Origin of the sequence: Agrobacterium pusense, from assembly GCF_013285525.1 — a bacterium.
GTDB classification, from domain to species: domain Bacteria; phylum Pseudomonadota; class Alphaproteobacteria; order Rhizobiales; family Rhizobiaceae; genus Agrobacterium; species Agrobacterium pusense.
In genome coordinates this window covers 550677-568563 of sequence record NZ_CP053857.1, presented here as the reverse complement: position 1 = coordinate 568563, position 17887 = coordinate 550677, and the positions used below count along the sequence as shown (strand labels likewise).

The following is a 17887-nucleotide window of genomic DNA, read 5'->3' as shown; positions in this document are numbered from 1 at the left end:
TATGACGGGAACATCCCGCCTTCTCGAAAGCCGTTGGGACGACGCTTATGCCAGAACGCTCGATGAGCCGGGAAAGCTTCTTTATCGCTCCAACCTGCTCGGTGCCGACAAGCGCATCACCAATTACGGCGGCGGGAACACATCAGCAAAGGTGCTTGAAACCGATCCCCTGACGGGCGAGAAGGTCCGCGTCATGTGGGTGAAGGGCTCCGGCGGCGATGTCGGCACCATCAAGCTCGATGGTTTTGCAACGCTTTATCTCGACAAGCTGGAAGCGCTGAAGGGCATTTACAAGGGTGTTCAGGATGAGGACCGCATGGTCGGCTTCCTGCCGCATTGCACCTTCAACCTCAATCCGCGCGCGGCCTCCATCGATACGCCGCTGCACGGTTTCGTGCCTTATGATCATGTCGACCATATGCATCCCGATGCGATCATCGCTATCGCCGCCTCGAAAAACTCGAAGGAATTGACGCAGCAGATTTTCGGCGACGACATCGGTTGGCTGCCCTGGCGTCGCCCCGGTTTTCAGCTGGGCCTCGATCTGGAAGCTTTCGTCAAGGCCAATCCGAAAGCCAAGGGCGTCGTGCTGGAAAGCCACGGCCTCTTCACCTGGGATAACGACGCCAAGGCGTGTTACGAACTGACGCTCGCCATCATCAACAAGGCGATCGAATGGTTTGCGGGAAAGACCGAAGGCAAGGTGATCTTCGGCGGGGCGGTGACCAAAAGCCTGCCGGTTGCCGAACGTCGGGCCATCGCCGCCCGGTTGATGCCGGAAATCCGTGGCCGCATCGGCCGTCAAGAACGCAAGCTCGGCCATTTTGACGATCAGGATGCCGTTCTGGAATTCGTCAATTCGAAGGATTTGAAACCGCTCGGTGCGCTGGGCACATCCTGCCCTGACCATTTCCTGCGCACGAAAATTCGTCCGCTGATCCTTGATCTCGATACCGCAAATCCAGATGTGGATGCGCTGACGGCCAGCCTAGACAAGGCGCTGGAGGACTATCGCGCGGATTACACGCGCTATTATGAAGCTTGCCGCCACGATAATTCGCCAAAAATGCGTGATCCGAACCCGGTGATATTCCTCATCCCCGGCGTCGGCATGTTGTCTTTCGCTAAAGACAAGGCGACGGCCCGCATCGCTGGCGAATTTTATGTCAACGCCATTAATGTTATGCGTGGCGCGTCCACCGTGTCGGAATACCAGGGTCTTCCCGAGCAGGAAGCCTTCGATATCGAATATTGGCTGCTGGAAGAAGCGAAGCTGCAGCGCATGCCGAAGCCGAAGAGCCTTGCGGGCCGCGTGGCCTTCGTTACGGGCGGCGCCGGCGGCATCGGCCGGGCGACGGCGGAGCGGCTGGCGGGCGAGGGTGCCTGTGTGGTGCTGGCCGATATTGACGAAGCGGCGCTGGAGGCTGCGAAGGGCGATTTCGTCAAGCGGTACAGCGCGGATGCGGTGCGTACCGTCAAGCTTGACGTGACGCAGGAGAATGCAGTGATTTCCGCCTTCGCGGAAGCGAGTGTGGAATTCGGGGGCGTGGACATCCTCGTTTCCAATGCCGGTATCGCTTCTTCCGCTCCGGTGGAAGAGACGACGCTTGCCATGTGGAACAAGAATATCGACATTCTCGCGACAGGCTATTTCCTCGTTTCGCGAGAAGCATTCCGGCTGCTGCGGCGCCAGAATCTCGGCGGCAACGTCGTTTTTGTCGCTTCCAAGAACGGCCTTGCCTCTTCGCCCAATGCCTCGGCCTATTGCACCGCGAAGGCGGCAGAAATTCATCTCGCCCGTTGCCTTGCGCTTGAGGGGGCGGAGGCCGGTATTCGCGTCAACACCGTCAATCCCGATGCCGTGCTGCGCGGTTCGAAGATCTGGAGCGGCGAATGGCGCGAGCAGCGCGCGGCCTCTTCCAAGATCGAAGTGACCGATCTGGAGGAACATTACCGCAAGCGCTCCATGCTAAAACTCAATGTCTTTCCGGAAGATATCGCCGAGGCGATCTACTTCCTGGCGTCCGACGCCTCCGCAAAGTCCACCGGCAACATCATCAATGTCGATGCGGGCAATGCGCAGAGCTTTACCCGGTAGACGTCCGGCAGGTCCCACCCCGTCATTCCGGCTCAAGGCCGGAATGACGGGGTGGCGGTGTCGCGGGTCGAAGCACCTGTTGTGTTCATCGTTCGGGAGGAAAAAATGACCGAGACGAAAATCGCCGCTGATGTGATCGCGGCTGAAAACGAAAAGCGCGCCGGCGCACAGAAAGACGACTATGAGGCGCTGGGCAACCAGCTCGCGCGCCGCAATATCGATATCGAGGCCGTCACAACCAGGGTCGCCGAATTTTTCGTTGCCGTGCCCTCCTGGGGCGTCGGCACCGGCGGAACCCGTTTTGCCCGTTTTCCCGGCGCGGGCGAGCCACGCGGCATTTTCGACAAGCTCGATGATTGCGCCGTCATCAACCAGCTGACGCGCGCCACGCCGAATGTCTCGTTGCATATTCCTTGGGACAAGGAAGACCCGAAGCGATTGAAGGCCCATGCCGATGCGCTCGGTCTCGGCTTCGACGCCATGAACTCCAACACGTTTTCAGATGCGCCGGGCCAGGGCCACTCCTATAAATACGGCTCCCTCAGCCATACGGATGCCGCGACGCGCCGGCAGGCCGTGGAGCATAATATCGAATGTATCGAAATCGGTAACGCCATCGGTTCCAAGGCGCTGACGGTGTGGGTGGGTGATGGCTCCAACTTCCCCGGCCAGAGCAATTTCACCAGAAGTTTCGAGCGTTATCTCGCAGCCATGGCGGATATCTACAAGGCGTTGCCGGATGACTGGCGCATCTTTTCCGAACACAAGATGTATGAGCCGGCCTTTTATTCCACCGTCGTGCAGGACTGGGGCACCAATTATCTTATCGCCAACGCGCTCGGCGACAAGGCCTTCTGCCTCGTTGATCTTGGTCACCATGCGCCCAACACCAATATCGAAATGATCGTCGCCCGGCTGATACAGTTCGGCAAGCTCGGCGGTTTCCACTTCAACGACAGCAAATATGGCGATGACGATCTGGATGCCGGCTCAATCGACCCTTACCGCCTGTTCCTGGTTTTCAACGAACTTGTGGACGCCGAACATCGCGGGGTGAAGGGTTTCCATCCCGCCCACATGATCGATCAGTCGCATAATGTGACGGACCCGATCGAAAGCCTGATCTCCAGCGCCAATGAAATCCGTCGCGCCTATGCGCAGGCGCTGCTGGTGGATCGTGTGGCTCTTGACGGCTACCAGCAGGACAATGATGCATTGATGGCTTCAGATGCGCTGAAGCGGGCCTACCGCACCGATGTCGAACCGATTCTCGCCCAGGCGCGGCAACTGGCAGGCGGCGCGATCGATCCGATTGCGGCCTATCGGGCAAGCGGCTATCGCAAGCAGGTTGCGGCGCAACGGCCCGCTTCGGTCGGCGGCAGCGGCGGGATTGTGTAAATTCGGTGTCGTTGGAACAGGGGGGGAGCCAAGGCTGACTACACACCTTGCCTCTATCTCGACGTCATCCTCGGCCTTTTGCCGAGGATCTGCCTTCGTCGCATAAAATCGATCGGTAATAGATGCTCGGGAGAGGCCCGAGCATGACGAAGGTGAAGTGTTGGTCACGAAGCGCCCCCGCCCGCTGCGCGCCTTCATTACGTCCCAGAAGGCGATTGTCGGCGCACCTGAAACGTATGTTCGGGCCCGGGAAACGCCCCTGCGCGAACCTCATCGGCATAGGCCGCCGCCGCTTCGGAGATCGTCGGGCCCAGATCGGCGAAACGCTTGACGAATTTTGGTTTGAAGTCGGTGAAGAGGCCGAGCATGTCGTCGGAAACCAGCACCTGCCCGTCACAGGCTGGCGATGCGCCGATACCGACGGTGGGCGCGGCAAGTTTTTCCGTCAACTCGCGTGCCAGCGGCTCGACTGTGCCTTCTACGACGATGGCGAAGGCGCCCGCCTGATCCACCGCAATCGCGTCACGCCAGATCTTTTGCGTTTCCGCATCAGAATGCCCCAGCGAGCGGAAGCCGCCGGCCGTGTGAACAAGCTGTGGCATCAGACCGACATGGCCGAAGACGGGAATGCCGCGGGCTACCAGGAAGGCGATGGTTTCTGCCATTTCCTCGCCTCCCTCGAGCTTCACGCCGTCGCAGCCGGTTTCCTGCATCAGCCGTGCCGCGTTGCGGAAGGCCTGTTCCTTGGATTCCTGATAGGTTCCGAAGGGCAGATCAACGATGACGCAGGCATGTTCGACGCCGCGCATGACGGCGCGGCCATGGGCGATCATCATGTCCAGCGTCACGCCGACTGTGGTATCCATGCCGTAGAGCACCATGCCGAGGGAATCGCCTACCAGCAGCAGGTCGCAATGCGGGTCAAGCAGGCGGGCGATCGGTGTGGTATAGGCGGTCAGGCAAACGATGCGCGCCTCGCCCTTCATCTGCCGGATGGAGGCCGTCGTCAGCCGTTTTTGTTTTCCATGGGCGCTCATTGGGCGGCCTCCCTTTTCTCTGTTCTCTCGCGGCCGATGACGCGGTTGTCGAGAAGCCTTGTGCTGCCGAGGCGCACGAACAGCGCCACCAATATTGGCCCTGCCTGCACGGAAGCAACGGGTGCCAGCGTATCGGGATCGCGTACCGCAACGACGTCGGGACATGCCAAAGGCTCGGCGGCGATAAATGTTTCGAGAGCCGCTTCGAACGCGGCGGGGTCATCCAATCCCAGGTCATAAAGCCGTTCCGCCTCGTTCAGCGCCCGCGGGACGATTACGGCGGCGGCGCGTTCCTCGGCGCTCAGATAGACGTTGCGTGAGGAGCAGGCGAGCCCATCCGGCTCCCGCACGGTTGTGACGGGAACGACCCTGACCGGCTGGGCGAGGTCCTCGACCATGCGGCGGATCAACGTTACCTGCTGATAGTCCTTCTCACCGAAATAGGCCGAATCTGGCTGAACGAGATTAAAAAGCTTCGTCACCACGGTTGCGACACCGGCGAAATGCCCCGGCCGAACCGCGCCTTCCAGCTGGCTGCCGAGTTCCGGCACGTCAACGACGGTTGCCATTGGACGCGGATACATCTCCGAGACTTCGGGCGCGAAAAGAATGTCGACGCTAGCTTCCTCCAGAAGCGCGCTGTCGCGGGCGAGGTCGCGCGGATAGCGGGCCAGATCCTCATTGGCGCCGAATTGCAGCGGATTGACAAAGATGGAAACCACCGTCACGTCGTTTTCTGCCTTCGCCCTGGAAACCAGCGTGAGATGACCGATATGGAGGAAACCCATCGTCGGTACGAAGCCGACGGTTTTGCCGGCGCGGCGAAAGACGGCGATCGCATCGCGCAATTCGGCGACAGTTTTTACAAGGCGCATAAGGTCTCCTCCGGCTTCTCGATCACCCTCCGGCGAAAGGTGCTGGATAGAACGCGATTTGTGAAACGGGGTCAACGCGGTCAAACCCATTATATCGATTAACGGAGTTGGCGATCGACACACCCTGCCTGTCTGGCCTCAGGGCTTGCCGGTCCAGCGCGGGGGACGTTTTTCCGCAAAGGCCAGACGTCCCTCCTGCGCCTCATCACTGCCGCTGACGACGGCGATGATGCGTTCGGCGAAGACGAGCCGTTCCGCCGATGGCATGTCGCGCATGGCGAGCAGCGTCGCCTTTCCGGCCGCGATGGCACCCGGTGCATTGTGCCGCAGTGTTGCAAGAACCTCTTCGATCAGGCCGTCGAGGCTGGCGAGGGGAACGGCGCGGTTTATGAGCCCGAGACGTGTCGCCTCACTGGCGCTGACCGTGTGGCCGAGATAAGCCATTTCCTGAAGCCCGCCCAATGGGATTTTTGCCAGAAGTTTCGCTGCGACCATGGCGGGGAAAACACCGACCTTCACCTCCGGCAGGCCGAATTCGGCATGATCGGCTGCATAGACGAGATCGCAGGCGGCAACGAGGCCAAGCCCGCCCGCCAGAACCCGGCCATTGATGCGGGCGATGACGGGCCTGTCGCAGCCTTCTATGGCGCGCATGACGTCGGCTATAGGGTTCGTGCCGTCCCGGGACAGGAACATGCCGCCCGCACTTTCCTTCAGATCTGCACCCGAACAGAAACTGCGTTCTCCCGCTGCCGTTATCACAACGGCGCGCAGGCCATGGTCGCCGGAGGCTGCGCGGATCGCATGGGTGAGCGCATCGGTCATCGCGGCATTCAGGGCATTATGCACCTCCGGTCGGTTGAGCGTCAGCCACAGAACATCCTTGCGTTTCTCGCTCAACACCTCATTTGCCATGGGCTTCACCCTTCTGTTTCGCGGCGGCGAGAAGTGCCTTGCCGGCACGCGCTGCATTGGACCTGCCCAGATGCCTGCTTATCCAGTCACCGGTTGTCGCCACGGCCAGCAGGTCGACGCCGGTCTCTATGCCAAGTCCCGCCAGCAGATAAACGACATCTTCCGTTGCGACATTGCCGCTCGCCCCCGGCGCAAAGGGGCAGCCACCCAGCCCGGCAACGGAACTGTCGAAAACGACGATGCCTTCCTGAAGCGAGGCAAGCACATTGGCGACGCCCTGCCCATAGGTATCATGAAAATGCATGGCGATTTTTTCACGCGAAATGCCGGTCGCCACCCGCTCAATGACCTTGCGGATCTGGCCCGCCGTGCCGATGCCGATCGTATCACCCAGCGAGATTTCATGGCAGCCGAGCGCAACAAGGGCATCGGCCATCGCCGCCACTTCATCGGGCGCAACTGCTCCGTCATAGGGGCAACCGGCAATGCAGGAAAGGTAACCGCGCATGCGGATATTTCGCACGGCAGCGGCATCCGCGACATCGCGCAGACGGTCGAGGCTTTCGGCGCGCGAACAGCCGATATTGTGCTGGCTGAAACCTTCGGAGGCGGACACGAAAACCGCGATTTCCGTCACACCGGCTTCAATGGCGGCTTCGAAACCTCTCATGTTGGGAACAAGCGCCGGATAGGCCGTTCCCGCTCGCCTTTCGAGGCCTCTAAAGACCTCTTTCGAACCCGCCATCTGCGGCACTTTTTTGGGTGAGACGAAAGCGCCCGCTTCCACCGTTCTCAGTCCTGCTGCAGCCAGCCGCTCGATCAGCTCGATTTTTGTCGCGGTCGGAACCTCGGTGATCTCGTTCTGCAAGCCGTCGCGTGCGCCGACCTCAACGATCCTGACGGTTCGGGGCAAGCTCATCTCATGCTCCTTCCGACTGGAAATCCACCAGCACCGCGCCGGCCGCGACCATATCGCCCTCATTGCAATTGATGGCCGTGACGATGCCCTTCGCCGGCGCACGGATCGTATGCTCCATCTTCATCGCTTCCATCACCACAAGCGCGTCGCCGGCCTCCACGACAGCACCGTTCCGGCTGAGCACCGCGCGGATCACGCCCGGCATGGGAGCTTCCAGGCCACCGGTGTGAACGGAAGAATCCGCGATTTCGACGGGATCTGGCTGGCTGATGTGGTAAGTCTCGCCATGCAGGAAAAGCGCATAGGTGCCGGTCTCGGCGAAGAAATAGCCCTGGCTTTTCCGGCCGTCCAAGGTTGCAAGGAGCTGGCCGTCACCGGAAAGGCTGCCGTAGGCCCGGATCGTCCGCCCCTCGATTGCGAGCGTGAAGTCATCACCCTCATGCGTGACACCGACGCTTAACGGCTGGTTCTCAAACATGAAATTCAGCGTTTCCCGCGCCGGTGCGTTGAGGCGGAATGCGGCCTTCGCGTTCCACGGGCTATGGGGATCCACCTCTGATTGCGACATTCCGTTTGTCCGGCGGGAGAGCAGCAGGCCAAGCGCGGCGAGGGCGATGACACTTCCTTCATTCGAGGCTGGAGCAAAGAGCGAAGCCTCGTTGCGGGTGATGAAACCCGTATCGAGGTCGGCTGAGGCGAAAGCTTCCAATCCGGCAAGCCGTGTCAGAAAGGCGGCGTTGCTAGTGACGCCCCAGATCGCCAGCTTTTCCAGCGCCAGCGACAGACGCCGCACGGCTGAGGCTCGGTCCCGATCCCAAACGATAAGCTTGGCGATCATCGGATCGTAATGCACGGTGATGGCGTCGCCGGCGCGGATGCCGCTGTCGATCCTGACGTGAGGGCCCTGATCGGGGAAAACGAGATGGCTGATGGTGCCGACCGACGGCAGGAAATCATGCGCCGGGTCTTCGGCATAGATACGGGACTCGATTGCATGACCATTCATGCTGAGATCGGCCCAGTCCTGCGGTAACGTTTCACCATCCGCAACACGGATCTGCCATTCGACCAGATCGAGACCGGTAATATACTCGGTCACGGGGTGTTCGACCTGAAGCCTCGTATTCATTTCCATGAAATAGAATGCGCCGGAAGGATCGAGCAGGAATTCCACGGTTCCCGCACCGCGATAGTCGATCGCGCGGGCGGCGGCTGTTGCCGCTTCATACATACGTTGCCTGAGCGCATCCGGCAGGCCGGGGGCAGGGGCTTCTTCCATGACCTTCTGATGTCTGCGCTGGATCGAACAGTCACGTTCGAAAAGGGAAAAACAATTGCCGTGGCTATCGGCAAAGATCTGCACCTCCACATGGCGCGGCCGTTCGAGATATTTTTCGATCAGCATGCGGTCATCACCGAAGGCGGCCGACGCCTCGCGTTTTGCCCCGGCAAGTTCCGCCGCAAATTCACGTTTTTGCCTGACGATGCGCATGCCCTTGCCGCCGCCGCCGGCCGAAGCCTTGAGCAGGACGGGATAGCCCATGGCTTCCGCCTCATTCCCCAGCCGTTCCTCCGCCTGGTCCTTACCGTGATAACCGGGAACCACGGGCACGCCAGCCTTGGCCATCAGTCCCTTTGCTTCGCTTTTGCCGCCCATGGCGCGGATCGCCGCGGCCGGTGGGCCGATGAACACCAGCCCGGCGGCGGCACAGGCTTCGGCGAAACCGGCATTTTCCGAAAGAAAACCGTAACCCGGATGAATGGCTTCCGCGCCGCTTGTCTTCGCCGCGGCGATGATCTTTTCGCCATCGAGATAGGAGGCACGCGCGGGTGCAGCGCCGATGGCGATCGCTTCGTCGGCAAGCGCCATATGCATGGCGTCACGATCGGCATCGGAATAAACGGCGACGGTACGAATGCCCATTTTGCGGGCGGTACGGATGATGCGGCAGGCGATCTCGCCCCTGTTGGCGATGAGTATTTTCGAAAACATCGTCGCCTCACATCCTGAATATGCCAAAACGGGTGGGTTCAATGGGTGCGTTGAGCGCGGCGGACAGACCGAGGCCGAGGACGAGGCGGGTATCCTTTGGGTCGATGATACCGTCGTCCCAAAGCCGCGCGCTGGCATAATAGGGATGGCCCTCCCGCTCGTATTTTTCGCGGATCGGCTGCTTGAACGCTTCTTCGCCGTCCTTCGACCAGTGCCGGCCATCGGCCTCGATGCCGTCGCGGCGGATTTGTGCCAGAACGGAGGCCGCCTGCTCGCCGCCCATCACGGAAATGCGGGCATTCGGCCACATCCAGAGGAAGCGGGGCGAATAGGCGCGGCCGCACATGCCGTAATTCCCGGCCCCGAAGGAGCCGCCGATAATGACGGTGAATTTCGGCACTTTCGCCGACGCAACAGCGGTGACGAGCTTGGCGCCGTCCTTGGCGATGCCGCCAGCCTCATAGGCCTTGCCGACCATGAAGCCGGTGATGTTCTGCAGGAAAACCAGCGGGATGCCACGCTGGCAGCAGAGCTCGATGAAATGCGCGCCCTTGAGCGCCGATTCCGAAAACAGGATGCCGTTATTGGCGATGATGCCGACGGGATAGCCATGGATATGGGCGAAACCGCAGACCAGCGTCGTGCCGTAAACCGCCTTGAATTCATCGAATTCGGAACCGTCCACCAGACGGGCGATGATCTCGCGTATCTCGAAGGGTTTGCGCGTATCTGCGGGCACGATGCCGTAAAGCTCGTCTGCCGGATAAAGCGGCTCCAGCGGTTCGCGAATATCCAACTCCACCTGCTTGCGGCGGTTGAGGGTTGAGACAATCCGCCGGGTCAGCGCCAGCGCGTGGCGGTCGTCATGGGCAAAATGATCGGTGACGCCGGATTGCCGGGAGTGCACGTCCGCGCCGCCCAGATCTTCCGCACTCACCACCTCACCGGTTGCCGCCTTCACCAGCGGCGGGCCGCCAAGGAAGATGGTGCCCTGATTTTTAACGATCACGGACTGGTCGCTCATGGCAGGCACATAGGCCCCGCCCGCCGTGCAGCTGCCCATCACCACCGCGATCTGGGCAATTCCGGCGGCTGACATATTGGCCTGATTGTAGAAGATGCGGCCGAAATGATCGCGGTCGGGAAACACTTCGTCCTGATTGGGCAGGTTCGCGCCGCCGGAATCCACGAGGTAAATGCAGGGCAGGCGGTTTTCGGCGGCAATCTCCTGCGCGCGCAGATGTTTCTTCACCGTCAGCGGATAATAGGTGCCGCCCTTTACCGTCGCATCATTGGCGACGATCACACATTCGCGGCCCGAGACCCGGCCGATGCCGGTGACAATGCCGGCGGCCGGAACAGGTTCGTCATAAACCTCGTAAGCTGCAAATTGCGAGAATTCGAGGAATGGACTGCCGGGATCGAGAAGTGTTTCGATGCGGTCGCGCGCCAGCAATTTGCCGCGGGAGAGATGCCGTTCGCGGGCCTTGTCGCCGCCGCCTCTGGAGATTTTTTCGACGTGTTGGCGAAGGTCATCCACCAAACCCGACATGAAATCGACATTGGCGGCGAAGGTGGGGTCGCGGTTCAGACTGGATGGTAGCTTCATTGCGTGTCCTCACCCGTTGCCCTTCACCAGTTCGCGGCCGATCAGCATCCGGCGGATTTCGCTGGTGCCAGCGCCGATTTCGTAAAGCTTGGCATCGCGCAGCAGCCGCCCGGCCGGACTGTCATTCACGTAACCGGAGCCGCCGAGAAGCTGGATTGCATCCAGCGCCACCTGCGTCGCCCGCTCGGCGGCGAACAGGATAGCCCCCGCTGCATCCTGCCTCGTGATGCGGCCATTGTCGCAGGCCCGGGCCACGGAATAGACATAAGCGCGCGATGCGTTCATCGCCGAATAGATGTCGGCGAGCTTACCCTGCACGAGCTGGAATTCACCGATCGGCTTGCCGAATTGCTTGCGCTCGCGGGCATAAGGCAGCACCAGATCGATGGCCGCCTGCATGATACCAACAGGGCCGGCGGCCAGCACGGCACGCTCGTAATCCAGCCCGCTCATCAGCACCGCCACGCCGTCATTCAACCGCCCGAGGATGTTTTCCTCCGGCACCTCGCAATCCTGAAACACGAGTTCCGAGGTGGGGGAACCGCGCATGCCGAGCTTGTCGAGTTTCTGGGCCGGACGAAACCCTTTGAAGCCTTTTTCAATGAGGAAGGCGGTGATGCCGCGGGGGCCGGCGGACATGTCGGTCTTGGCGTAAACGACCAGCGTATCGGCCTCGTGGCCGTTGGTGATCCACATTTTCGCGCCGTTGAGCACATAGCGGTCGCCCCTGCGTTCCGCCTTCAGCCGCATTGAGACGACATCCGAACCGGCCTCCGTCTCGCTCATGGCAAGCGAACCGACATGTTCGCCGGAGACGAGTTTCGGGAGATATCTCTGCTTCTGCTGTTGCGTTCCCCAGCGGTGAATCTGGTTGATACAGAGGTTGGAATGGGCGCCATAGGAAAGCCCGATGGAAGCCGAAGCCCGGCTTATTTCCTCCATCGCCACGCAATGGGCGAGATAGCCCATGTCGGCACCGCCGAATTCTTCCGAAACGGTGATGCCGTGCAGGCCAAGCTCGCCCATTTCAGGCCAGAGCTGACGCGGGAAGCGGTCGTCCCTGTCGATCTCGGCCGCCAGCGGGGCGATTTTATCATCTGCGAATGCACTTGCGCTGCCGCGCAATGCTGCGATTTCCGGGCCGAGTTCGGCATCGAAAATGGCGGCGAGGTTCAAACTCATCGCGTCTCCTCCTCCGGACGGCAGGCCGTCCCTTTTGTCAGCAGCCGGCACCTCCTCCGCGCCGGCAGCCCTTATTTACGGCGTGTCACCCCCGGTGAAGGCGGCGGAACGGCGCACAAATGTCTTGATGGCAAAGTTGGACTGGATGCGCGACACGCCGGGAACGGTGGTCAGGAAATCCAGCAGCTGCTGGTAATGCGGCAAATCCCGCACCATGGCGTGGATCAGGTAATCGGAACTGCCGCTCGTCTGGTAACCACCCACCACCTCGGGAATGGAGGCCACATGATGTTCGAATGTCGTCAGCGCTTCCTTGATCTGCCGCTCCAGCGTGACGGAGATGAAGACACCCATATTGCCGAGCAGCCGGTTCTCATCGAACACGGCGGTATAGCCGCGAATGATGCCTTCCTCTTCCAGCTTGCGCACGCGGCGCAACGTTGGCGTGAAGGAAAGGCCTATCCGAGCCGCAAGATCCCGCCAACTGACCCGCCCGTCATCGCCGAGAACATGCAGAATCTTCTGGTCGAAACTATCGAGCTCAATCATGGATCATTTGCTCTATGATATGACTATTTGTTGGATCAAAGATATCGCCAATCAAAAAACTGTCAATCAAAATAGCTTTGAAATGAATTCGAGATAGTGATAGCGTTCACGTCAGTCGCGGTCTGGAGGAGATTTGCGGCGGGCCGGTTCCTCACGTCAGGGCTGGCCAAGGGAGGTGAATTTGGCTGTGCATGACCCTGTCGTGATCGATGGGGCCGCCCGTGCTTTCAAGGGCAGCCCTCGCGACCAATTCCAGCTGGCGACGCGCCTGATACGCTTCTGCTTTTTGGCGGGAGGCGGCGATGGTGCTCACTGAATCCCAGCAGCAGATCAGAGATATGGCCCGCGACTTCGCGCGGGAAAGGCTTGCCCCTGGCGCCGCGTCGCGTGACCGGGAAAGCCGTTTCCCCAAGGAAGAATTGAAAGCGATGGGCGAGCTCGGCTTCCTCGGCATGCTGGTGTCCGAAGAGTATGGCGGGGCGGAAACCGGTGCTGTCGCTTATGCGCTGGCGCTGGAAGAAATCGCTGCGGGGGACGGTGCCTGTTCCACCATCATGAGCGTCCATAATTCGGTCGGCTGCGTGCCGATCCTAAAATTCGGGACCGAGGACCAGAAGCAGCGTTTTCTGCCGAAGCTTGCCACCGGCGAATGGATCGGTGGCTTTGCGCTGACCGAACCACAGGCTGGCTCCGATGCCTCAAATCTCAAGACCAGGGCGCGTCGCGATGGCGATCGTTATATTCTTGATGGCGCAAAGCAGTTCATCACCTCGGGTAAGAACGGCGATGTCGTCATTGTTTTTGCCGTTACGGATGCAGCGGCTGGCAAGAAGGGTATCAGCGCCTTCATAGTGCCCACCGATACGCCGGGCTATGAGGTTATCCGGGTGGAGGAAAAGCTCGGCCTTCACTCGTCCGATACCTGCCAGATCGCTTTCACCGACATGGCCATTCCTGCCGATTTACGGCTCGGTGAGGAAGGGCAGGGTTACCGCATTGCGCTCGCCAATCTGGAAGGCGGCCGCATCGGCATCGCGGCGCAGGCGGTGGGCATGGCGCAGTCGGCGTTTGAGGCGGCGCGGGATTACGCCCGTGAGCGCAAGGCCTTCGGGCAGGCGATCATCGAACATCAGGCGGTGGCGTTTCGTCTCGCGGATATGGCGACACGCATTCAGGCGGCGCGGCAGCTGGTGCTGCACGCGGCGGCGCTGAAGGAAGCGGGTGAACCCTGTCTTTCGGAGGCCTCGATGGCCAAGCTCTTCGCGTCGGAAATGGCCGAACGCGTTTGCTCGGACGCCATCCAGATTCACGGCGGTTATGGCTACATAGCGGATTATCCGGTGGAGCGGATCTATCGCGATGTGCGCATCTGCCAGATTTACGAGGGGACAAGCGATGTCCAGCGGATGGTGATCGCAAGAAACCTTTGAGAGTTTTTTCACGGTCTGGAGGAGACCGCGACGGGAGGAGTAGAATGGACATATCAGAAACGCCACATCTCAGCCTGCATGTTCCGGAACCCGCCGTGCGGCCCGGCGGGGAGCCGGATTTCTCCAATGTAAAGATACCCAAGGCCGGTTCCGTGCCGCGCCCGGAGGTGGATGCCGCGCCCGAGAGCATGCGTGATCTCGCCTATTCGATCATTCGCGTCCTTAATCATCAGGGTGAGGCCGTCGGACCTTGGGCCGGGCTGCTTTCGGATGACGACCTGCTGGTGGGCCTCAAAAACATGATGAGGCTTCGGGCTTTCGATGCGCGCATGCTGATGGCGCAGCGGCAAGGCAAGACCTCTTTTTATATGCAGCATCTCGGGGAGGAGGCAGTGAGTTGCGCCTTCCGCAAGGCGCTTTCCAAGGGCGACATGAACTTCCCGACCTATCGGCAGGCAGGTCTGCTGATCGCCGACGACTATCCGCTCGTCACCATGATGAACCAGATCTATTCGAACGAACTCGACCCGCTGCACGGGCGGCAACTGCCGGTCCTCTACTCTTCCAAAGAACACGGTTTCTTCACCGTATCCGGCAATCTCGCCACGCAATATGTGCAGGCGGTGGGATGGGCGATGGCGTCGGCCATCAAGGGTGATACAAAGATTGCGGCCGCCTGGATTGGCGATGGCTCGACGGCGGAGTCGGACTTTCATTCGGCGATGGTTTTTGCATCGACCTACAAGGCGCCGGTCGTTCTCAACATCGTCAACAACCAATGGGCCATTTCCACCTTTCAGGGCATTGCACGCGGGGGCTCCGGGACCTTCGCGTCACGCGGGCTGGGTTTCGGTATTCCCGCACTGCGGGTCGACGGTAATGATTATCTGGCCGTTTATGCCGTGGCCCGTTGGGCCGTGGAGCGGGCGCGCCGCAATCTCGGCCCGACGCTCATCGAATACGTCACCTATCGTGTCGGCGCGCATTCCACCTCTGACGATCCGAGCGCCTACCGCCCGAAGACCGAGTCCGAAGCATGGCCTCTGGGCGACCCTGTCCTGAGGTTGAAGAAACACCTCATCCTGCGTGGCGTCTGGTCGGAAGAGCGGCACCGGCAGGCGGAGGCGGAGATCGCCGATGAGGTGCTGGAAGCCCAGCGCGAGGCGGAAAGCCACGGCACGCTGCACGAGGGCAAAAAACCGCCGAAGAAGGATATTTTCGAAGGTGTTTACGCCGAGATGCCGGCGCATCTCGTCCGCCAGCGCCAGAAGGCAGGATGGTAAGACATGGCAAGAATGACGATGATTGAAGCCGTCCGCAGCGCCATGGATGTATCCATGGAACGCAGCGACGATGTCGTGGTTTTTGGTGAGGATGTGGGTTATTTCGGCGGCGTTTTCCGCGCCACACAGGGGCTGCAGCAGAAATACGGTAAAACCCGCTGTTTCGATGCGCCGATCAGCGAATCCGGCATTGTCGGCACCGCCATCGGCATGGCCGCTTATGGATTGCGGCCCTGTGTCGAAATCCAGTTCGCCGATTACATGTATCCCGCCTATGACCAGATCACGCAGGAGGCAGCGCGTATCCGTTATCGCTCAAACGGGGATTTTACCTGCCCGATCGTTCTTCGCATGCCGACCGGCGGCGGCATTTTCGGAGGCCAGACGCATAGCCAGAGCCCGGAGGCGCTTTTCACCCATGTTTGCGGGCTGAAAGTGGTGGTTCCTTCCAATCCTTATGACGCCAAGGGACTACTGATAGCGTCCATCGAAGATCCCGACCCCGTAATGTTTCTGGAGCCGAAGCGGCTTTATAACGGCCCCTTTGACGGCCACCATGACCGACCCGTAACGCCATGGTCCAAACACGAGAAGGGGGAGGTGCCGGAAGGGCACTACACCATTCCTATCGGCAAGGCCGAAATCCGCCGCCCCGGAACCGATGTCACGGTCATCGCTTATGGCACCATGGTGCATGTGGCGCTGGCAGCGGCGGAAGAGACGGGAGTGGACGCCGAGATCATCGATCTGCGCAGCCTGCTGCCGCTCGACCTCGATACCGTCGTGAAGTCGGTTTCCAAGACCGGCCGCTGCGTCATGGTGCATGAGGCGACGTTGACCTCCGGCTTCGGGGCAGAAGTCGTGTCGCTGGTGCAGGAACATTGTTTTTATCACCTTGAGGCTCCCGTCGTGCGCGTCGCAGGTTGGGATACGCCTTATCCCCATGCGCAGGAGTGGGACTATTTTCCGGGGCCAGCCCGCGTCGGGCGGGCTCTTGTCGAAGTCATGGAGGCCTGATCATGGCAGAATTTATTCTAACCATGCCCGATGTCGGTGAAGGTGTGGCGGAAGCCGAACTCGTGGAATGGAACGTCAAACCGGGCGATCTTGTCCAAGAGGACATGGTGCTGGCCGCGGTGATGACCGACAAGGCGACGGTGGAAATCCCTTCGCCGGTGGCGGGCGTCGTCACCTGGCTCGCGGTAACGGTGGGAAATACGGTGCCGGTGAAAGCACCGCTCCTGCGCATCGAAACCGATGTCGCTGCCGTCGCTGCCAATGGTAGCGCGCCGGAAGGGGAGGCGCCGACCCGCATGACGGAAGAGGAAGCGCCCGCCGACATGACGGACACGCCGCCACCCGTTGAAACCCAGCCGGTGCCACGCGAAGCCGGGGAGGCCAACACGGCGCCTGCGGTCGAACTGCACCATAAGCCGCTGGCATCTCCGGCCGTTCGCCAGCGTGCTGACGATCTCGATATCGATCTTGCACAGGTCAAGGGAACGGGTCCCGACGGGCATATTACCCATGCCGATCTCGACGCGTTCTTAACCGTGCGGGGGCGGCCGGAACGCACTGAACCGATGGCACTCCACGATAGCGCTGTCGAAGAGGTGAAGGTGACCGGGCTCAGGCGCAAGATTGCCGAGAAGATGGTGCTTTCCGCCTCCCGCATTCCCCACATCACCTATGTCGAAGAAGTCGACGTGACCGATCTGGAAGATCTGCGCGCTACGATGAACGGCAAACGCCGCTCCGGGCAGCCGAAACTAACGGTCCTGCCATTTTTGATGCGCGCGCTTGTCAAAGCCGTTGCCGATCATCCTGGTATGAATGCGATTTTCGACGATGAAAAAGGTGTCGTCAGCCACTATGAGGCGGTTCATATCGGCATTGCCACGCAGACACCGTCAGGCCTCACTGTTCCGGTTGTGCGCCACGCGGAAGCGCTCGGCCTTTGGGAGTGCGCAGACGAGGTCGCACGCGTTGCCGAAGCCGCTCGCACCGGGACGGCGCATCGGGAAGAACTGATGGGCTCCACCATCACCATCAGCTCGCTTGGGGCGCTGGGTGGTATCGTTTCGACGCCCATCATCAATTACCCCGAAGTGGCGATCATCGGCGTCAACAAGATCGTGACGCGGCCGGTCTGGGACGGAATTCGCTTTGTGCCGCGCAGGCTGATGAACCTGTCTTCGAGCTTCGATCATCGTGTCGTGGACGGCTGGGATGCGGCAGTCTTCATACAGGCCGTCAAGGCGCTTCTGGAAAAGCCCGCGCTGATCTTCATCGATTGAAGGCGATCCGTGCTCCCTCCTCCCTGTGCTCGTCACAGGGACCCAGCCAGCCCAAGTCTTTGGGCTGAAAGGACTCGTCCCGTCGCGCAGACGCGCGTCGGCTGGATTCCTGTGACGAGCACAGGGATAAGGGCGTATGGGTGTCATGACCGCATTTCTTAGCCCGCGTTTTCAGCCTTCACGGAACTGTTTCGCTATCGGTATAGGCTTGCGTTCGTCATCTTCGGGTATAGAAGAGAAGAACGAGAAGCATGTTTTCTCATCACGATCACAGTGGCGGACGAGGGCGCTCCGGTGCCCGG

At 60.6% G+C, this 17887-nt stretch carries 14 protein-coding genes; 6 read left to right on the top strand and 8 right to left on the bottom strand.

Annotation, left to right across the window (positions count from 1 at the left end):
• Position 1 precedes the first annotated feature (1 nt).
• Positions 2–2098, top strand: a complete 2097-nt coding sequence (locus HQN82_RS16215; protein ID WP_173615232.1) for a bifunctional rhamnulose-1-phosphate aldolase/short-chain dehydrogenase — start codon at positions 2–4, stop codon at positions 2096–2098.
• Positions 2099–2203: 105 nt separating this feature from the next.
• The gene (gene rhaI, locus HQN82_RS16210) at positions 2204–3496 is read left to right on the top strand and encodes an L-rhamnose catabolism isomerase (protein WP_173615231.1); all 1293 of its coding nucleotides are present in this window, start codon (positions 2204–2206) and stop codon (positions 3494–3496) included.
• A gap of 197 nt (positions 3497–3693) precedes the next feature.
• On the opposite strand, the gene panB is transcribed toward rhaI, so the two are convergent.
• The 8 genes from panB to HQN82_RS16170 all read right to left on the bottom strand — a co-directional run bounded on the left by panB (position 3694) and on the right by HQN82_RS16170 (position 12575).
• Positions 3694–4533, bottom strand: coding sequence for a 3-methyl-2-oxobutanoate hydroxymethyltransferase (gene panB / locus HQN82_RS16205; RefSeq protein WP_173615230.1), 840 nt, complete (start codon positions 4531–4533; stop codon positions 3694–3696).
• Positions 4530–5408, bottom strand: a complete 879-nt coding sequence (gene panC / locus HQN82_RS16200) for a pantoate--beta-alanine ligase (protein ID WP_153775854.1) — start codon at positions 5406–5408, stop codon at positions 4530–4532. The genes panB and panC overlap by 4 nt, the downstream gene beginning before the upstream one ends.
• A gap of 138 nt (positions 5409–5546) precedes the next feature.
• A complete protein-coding gene (locus HQN82_RS16195; RefSeq protein WP_173615229.1) occupies positions 5547–6323 on the bottom strand; it encodes an enoyl-CoA hydratase-related protein in 777 nt (258 codons plus the stop codon).
• A complete protein-coding gene (locus HQN82_RS16190) occupies positions 6313–7242 on the bottom strand; it encodes a hydroxymethylglutaryl-CoA lyase (protein ID WP_173615228.1) in 930 nt (309 codons plus the stop codon). Before HQN82_RS16190 ends, HQN82_RS16195 begins: the two co-directional genes overlap by 11 nt.
• 1 nt (position 7243) lies before the next feature.
• Positions 7244–9235, bottom strand: a complete 1992-nt coding sequence (locus HQN82_RS16185) for an acetyl/propionyl/methylcrotonyl-CoA carboxylase subunit alpha (protein ID WP_173615227.1) — start codon at positions 9233–9235, stop codon at positions 7244–7246.
• Between the two features lie 7 nt (positions 9236–9242).
• A complete protein-coding gene (locus tag HQN82_RS16180; RefSeq protein ID WP_173615226.1) occupies positions 9243–10844 on the bottom strand; it encodes a carboxyl transferase domain-containing protein in 1602 nt (533 codons plus the stop codon).
• A 9-nt stretch (positions 10845–10853) separates the two neighbouring features.
• Positions 10854–12026 (bottom strand): isovaleryl-CoA dehydrogenase, encoded by a 1173-nt coding sequence (locus HQN82_RS16175; protein WP_173615225.1) that lies wholly within the window; start codon positions 12024–12026, stop codon positions 10854–10856.
• Positions 12027–12101: 75 nt separating this feature from the next.
• A complete protein-coding gene (locus tag HQN82_RS16170; protein WP_004445535.1) occupies positions 12102–12575 on the bottom strand; it encodes an Lrp/AsnC family transcriptional regulator in 474 nt (157 codons plus the stop codon).
• 302 nt (positions 12576–12877) lie between these two features.
• Here HQN82_RS16170 and HQN82_RS16165 point away from each other — a divergent pair, with 302 nt between their 5' ends.
• The 4 genes from HQN82_RS16165 to HQN82_RS16150 are packed head-to-tail and all read left to right on the top strand — an operon-like array spanning position 12878 to position 17585.
• Complete coding sequence (locus HQN82_RS16165) at positions 12878–14005, top strand: acyl-CoA dehydrogenase family protein (RefSeq protein ID WP_173615224.1); 1128 nt, start codon at positions 12878–12880, stop codon at positions 14003–14005.
• Between the two features lie 44 nt (positions 14006–14049).
• Positions 14050–15288, top strand: a complete 1239-nt coding sequence (locus tag HQN82_RS16160) for a 3-methyl-2-oxobutanoate dehydrogenase (2-methylpropanoyl-transferring) subunit alpha (protein ID WP_173615223.1) — start codon at positions 14050–14052, stop codon at positions 15286–15288.
• A 3-nt stretch (positions 15289–15291) separates the two neighbouring features.
• Positions 15292–16305: an alpha-ketoacid dehydrogenase subunit beta gene (locus tag HQN82_RS16155; RefSeq protein WP_006698463.1), complete on the top strand. Its 1014-nt coding sequence runs from the start codon at positions 15292–15294 to the stop codon at positions 16303–16305.
• A 2-nt stretch (positions 16306–16307) separates the two neighbouring features.
• Positions 16308–17585 carry a dihydrolipoamide acetyltransferase family protein gene (locus tag HQN82_RS16150; protein WP_173615222.1) on the top strand — a complete coding sequence of 426 codons (1278 nt, stop codon included), beginning with the start codon at positions 16308–16310 and terminating at the stop codon, positions 17583–17585.
• Positions 17586–17887 lie beyond the last annotated feature (302 nt).

Bases quoted from the DNA above. Each gene is read 5' to 3' on its own strand.
- panB (WP_173615230.1), bottom strand. From the start codon at position 4,533: ATGAGCGCCCATGGAAAACAAAAACGGCTGACGACGGCCTCCATCCGG.
- HQN82_RS16170 (WP_004445535.1), bottom strand. From the start codon at position 12,575: ATGATTGAGCTCGATAGTTTCGACCAGAAGATTCTGCATGTTCTCGGC.
- HQN82_RS16185 (WP_173615227.1), bottom strand. From the start codon at position 9,235: ATGTTTTCGAAAATACTCATCGCCAACAGGGGCGAGATCGCCTGCCGC.
- HQN82_RS16175 (WP_173615225.1), bottom strand. From the start codon at position 12,026: ATGAGTTTGAACCTCGCCGCCATTTTCGATGCCGAACTCGGCCCGGAA.
- HQN82_RS16165 (WP_173615224.1), top strand. From the start codon at position 12,878: ATGGTGCTCACTGAATCCCAGCAGCAGATCAGAGATATGGCCCGCGAC.
- HQN82_RS16180 (WP_173615226.1), bottom strand. From the start codon at position 10,844: ATGAAGCTACCATCCAGTCTGAACCGCGACCCCACCTTCGCCGCCAAT.
- HQN82_RS16150 (WP_173615222.1), top strand. From the start codon at position 16,308: ATGGCAGAATTTATTCTAACCATGCCCGATGTCGGTGAAGGTGTGGCG.
- HQN82_RS16190 (WP_173615228.1), bottom strand. From the start codon at position 7,242: ATGAGCTTGCCCCGAACCGTCAGGATCGTTGAGGTCGGCGCACGCGAC.
- HQN82_RS16160 (WP_173615223.1), top strand. From the start codon at position 14,050: ATGGACATATCAGAAACGCCACATCTCAGCCTGCATGTTCCGGAACCC.
- HQN82_RS16195 (WP_173615229.1), bottom strand. From the start codon at position 6,323: ATGGCAAATGAGGTGTTGAGCGAGAAACGCAAGGATGTTCTGTGGCTG.
- rhaI (WP_173615231.1), top strand. From the start codon at position 2,204: ATGACCGAGACGAAAATCGCCGCTGATGTGATCGCGGCTGAAAACGAA.
- HQN82_RS16215 (WP_173615232.1), top strand. From the start codon at position 2: ATGACGGGAACATCCCGCCTTCTCGAAAGCCGTTGGGACGACGCTTAT.
- panC (WP_153775854.1), bottom strand. From the start codon at position 5,408: ATGCGCCTTGTAAAAACTGTCGCCGAATTGCGCGATGCGATCGCCGTC.
- HQN82_RS16155 (WP_006698463.1), top strand. From the start codon at position 15,292: ATGGCAAGAATGACGATGATTGAAGCCGTCCGCAGCGCCATGGATGTA.